This window comes from Gammaproteobacteria bacterium (genome assembly GCA_027296625.1).
Classification (GTDB): domain Bacteria; phylum Pseudomonadota; class Gammaproteobacteria; order JAKEHO01; family JAKEHO01; genus JAKEHO01.
In genome coordinates, this window is sequence record JAPUIX010000123.1 from 1 (window position 1) to 3,760 (window position 3,760).

Here is a 3,760-nt window from a genome sequence, read left to right on the forward strand (position 1 = left end):
GCGAATACCACGGCCAGGCTGCTTACGACCATTTGGATTAGCCTCGTCCGATCCTGATCTGACCACGCCCCGCGAGCGCGATAGCCAAGACCGGCCGCGATACCACCGAAGCCGGCGAGCCCGATCGCCACTTCGGCAATCGCCTGCAGGATGCTCTCTGATTCCAAGGCCCCGCCGTCCAACTAGTCATTAATGTGTAAAAGTGAAAGATAACAATTCAATTTACTTGATCCCTTGCAAACGTCCGCTTTGGGTCATTAGCGGCCCCTTTGACCAATATTAGCTCAATGTCCGCTTCCGCGGGTAAAGCGGACGTTCAAACTGCTATCAAATCTACAAAACTGATGGCCGCTAACGGCCAGAAGCGATCAGTCACTCGGTCATCAATTCGACATGATCACTGGCCGACAACGGCCAAAAGCGACCGACGTAGCTCGGTGCCACGCGCTGCTGGCAACCTTTTGAAGTTTTCCTGGTGTTGATCGCTCGTGATAGGGTGCGATGCTAAGTTCGTGTAGAAGTTGGAGCGCAATTCATGACGCTCGTAGTAACCGTCAATGGGCCCGATTCGATCTGGCTGCTAGCTGATAGGCGCTTGTCCTTCAACAAGGCGCGTCCGCCCAAAGACGACGCCTGCAAAGTCATGTTTCTCGAAACGACAGATGGTGTCGCCATCCTTGGATATGCTGGGCTTGGAGCGACCTCTCTCGGCACCGAACCTGCAGATTGGATGAGCGCCGCCCTTCGCGGCAGGAAGCTTTCGCTGGAACAATCCCTCGGCGTACTGGCGGAAGCAACAAAAAAGCAGTTGCCGCGATACATGATTCGGATGCCGGGAAGTGGCGGACCTGCTCACAGTGTGATCGCTACGTCTTTCGTCGGTGAAGAGCCGAAGCTTTACACGATTGACTTGGTCTTTGCGCCTGACCGCAAGAGCTACAACTTTCGGTACACGCGACAGGTAGTTGAAAAACCGTTAGTCGACAGGCAAATGACACCGCGCTTGGCATTAGGTGGAAGCGGTGCTCTGTTCCTGACAAAGAATAGGAAGTGGAAACGTAGCCTGCTTCGTATTGTAAGAGCGCACGACCGAGGTCAGGTATCGCCTCATGCCGTATCCGACTACCTGGCCAACCTGAATCACGAAGTACATCTAGGTGTTGTCGATCAGTCCGTGGGGCCACGATGCATAGTTGCCTGGCGGAATAGAAAGAGCGGTTTTCATAAAGGCGGCGGCGGACTCCAGTTCTATACCGGCACGACGAGGGATGCGAGCTCGATGTGCCTCCCCACGATCGCAAATGGGATGGATATTAGTGCCCTTGCCAACATGCTGATGCCTCAGGTGATGGCGAATTTCGAGGCAATGCTAGCCGGCGAACCAGCCATCGAGCCAGACAAAGATGAGATCAATGCTGAGTTGGCCCGTCTTCCTGACAATCCTGACGAAAAACTTCGCTAATTATCATTCCTGACGGAAGATACGTCGCCCGCGAACGAACCAGCCAGTCCAAGCTTGATGACCGCTTCGGGTCGTTAGCGGCCCTTCAACATCCTATCAGCTCAACGACCGCTATTGAGTGTAAAGCGGACGTTCAAATCGCTGTAAATCTCAATTTTGACAGTCCGCTAACGGCCACTAGCGGACGTCAATAGTGGCCGCCTAGTTTACTCGCTCAGCTCTTTCGCCCTGCCATTCGAATCCGTAAACGACGCCATTTTTGACATCGAAATCAACGAGCGATCCATTTACAGAATGGAAAAACTGCGATTCGGTTTGAGGCAAAATGATGAATCGTTCATCCCAGTCGTCTAGATACAGGGACAGGTGATCGTTGATCAGTGAAATCTCGACAGGTCCTGACTCCTGAGTTTCATAACGACCGACATATCGCTCCAAGACCTCTTGCCCGACGACGATTAGTTCTCGAACGACCGGTTCGATGTCCGGTAACCCGTATTCTTTTGCAATTGACAGTAACAGCTCGCCAATAATGCTTCCGTTATCAGAATTGACCATTACAACTGCCGCGTACGGTTCTTCTTGCCACGCGATTAGCGAGGCCCTAAATCCCTCGTCACTTCCGCCGTGTCTGAATGTATGTTCGGTAACCTCAGGTCCAAGCCCCCAATCTTCTTCACCGGCGACGAGCATTTCTACTACCGTGCCATGCTTCAGAATCCCGTCCTGCCCGCTTTGCAGAATCCTCTGAACCTCGATGGCGTACTGGATCAGTTCGCCCGGCGTCGTCCACAGTCCGGCCGCAGCCATCTCCGGGTAAATGGGCCAATTTCCTTCGACCTCGTCCCCATTGACCCGATACCCAGTGGCCGCGAGCGCATGGTATTCCGCAGGCAACGGATTCTCGAACGTACTTCCCTGCATATTCATTCGATCGAGCACGTTGCGTTGCATCGTCTCGGGGAAGGCGACGCCCTCTTTATCTGCAATCGCCAGCTGCATGACCGTGTATCCACCACCGGAGTAGAGCCAGGCCTTACCGGGTTCTCTGAACACCCGGACAGGATCCGTGTTTCCGCGACCTTCGAGAACGTCGACGACGCCCGGAATATCGTCGCCCTTGTCGTACCCCGGGAACCCCCACACCGTCAGGCCGGCCGTATGGTTGAGGATGCGCCTCAGCGTCACTTTCTCCTTTGCTGTGAACTCATTTTCCGGCACCTGCCAGGAGGTCAGGTAGTTGTTGATGTCTTCATCAAGATCGAACGTACCTTCCTCGACCAGTTGATGCGCGCGCACTGCAGCCACAGGCTTGCTGATCGACCCCGCCAGGAACATCGTGTCCGTACTCACCGGCTGCCTATCGGAAACGTCGGCCATTCCATACGCTTTGCTCCACCGAACCGCCCCATTGACGGCAAAGGCCACGCTGAGGCCCGGAATGCCGAGCTCTTCGAGCCGAACATTGATGTTGTACGTTGGCTTTTCCTGCCCCTCGATCTGCAGCACGGGCGTGAGGCTGTTTTCGATTCTCGCAATGCGAGATTTTGATGACAGATCAACTGAGCTGTCATCGTCGACCGTGCAGCCGAGAAAGAGCAAAGCCAAGACCGGAAAAAGTTGCTTCATAGCGACTGCCTCACGAGTAATGCTTCTTTCAGCATGGCGTCTCTGGTGATGTCCGCTTTGGGTCGTTAGCGGCCCTTTTGCCCCATATTAGTGGAATGTCCGCTTCCGAGGGTAAAGCGGACGTTTTCCGATTCAATTTCGGGAGTCTCAGGTTTAGTGTCCGCTTTTCTCAAGAGCGGACGCTTTCATGTACCCAAAATCACCAAAATTAAGGTCCGCTTTCGGCCAGAAGCGGACATTAACCGACTTCCCAATTTGCAGTTCGCGCCTGATTGTCTAAGCTACTCCCCTCTTGGGGAGGGGCGCATGATTCTTCGAAAATTGGCTGATGCCATCAGAGAGCAGAACTGGTCCACAGTTATCCTCGAAATCCTTATCGTCGTCGTCGGTATTTTCATCGGCCTTCAGGTGGATGGCTGGAATGAAGGGCGAATAAAGCAGCAAGACATCGAAGTGCAGCTTTTGCGTATCGCCGACGACGCTGCTGTGCTGATTGCTGAGACCGATCTCCTCATAGTGGATTACGATAACCGTATCGCGAGGGCCCAGATCGCACTTGAAGTACTGGATGGCACACCATTGACCGAGGCAAACACACCCGCCTTTGAGCGGGCGCTGGAAGAAAGCTACCAACTGAATGAGATCGAAATTGATTTGCCAGGTCTGGAT

Annotated in this window: 3 protein-coding genes; 2 read left to right on the plus strand and 1 reads right to left on the minus strand. The window is 53.9% G+C overall.

What is annotated here, in order from left to right; genetic code table 11:
- Nucleotides 1–535 precede the first annotated feature (535 nt).
- Nucleotides 536–1,462 (plus strand): hypothetical protein, encoded by a 927-nt coding sequence (locus O6944_06820; GenBank protein ID MCZ6718844.1) that lies wholly within the window; start codon nt 536–538, stop codon nt 1,460–1,462.
- 201 nt (nt 1,463–1,663) lie between these two features.
- Here the strand turns inward: O6944_06820 and O6944_06825 are convergent, their stop codons facing one another.
- The gene (locus tag O6944_06825) at nt 1,664–3,091 is read right to left on the minus strand and encodes a serine hydrolase (protein ID MCZ6718845.1); all 1,428 of its coding nucleotides are present in this window, start codon (nt 3,089–3,091) and stop codon (nt 1,664–1,666) included.
- Nucleotides 3,092–3,397: 306 nt separating this feature from the next.
- Here O6944_06825 and O6944_06830 point away from each other — a divergent pair.
- Nucleotides 3,398–3,760 (plus strand): hypothetical protein (locus tag O6944_06830; protein ID MCZ6718846.1); only part of this gene is annotated, 363 nt, incomplete at its 3' end.

Excerpts from the sequence above, each read along its gene's own strand:
- O6944_06825 (MCZ6718845.1), bottom strand. The coding sequence starts at position 3,091 with ATGAAGCAACTTTTTCCGGTCTTGGCTTTGCTCTTTCTCGGCTGCACG.
- O6944_06820 (MCZ6718844.1), top strand. The coding sequence starts at position 536 with ATGACGCTCGTAGTAACCGTCAATGGGCCCGATTCGATCTGGCTGCTA.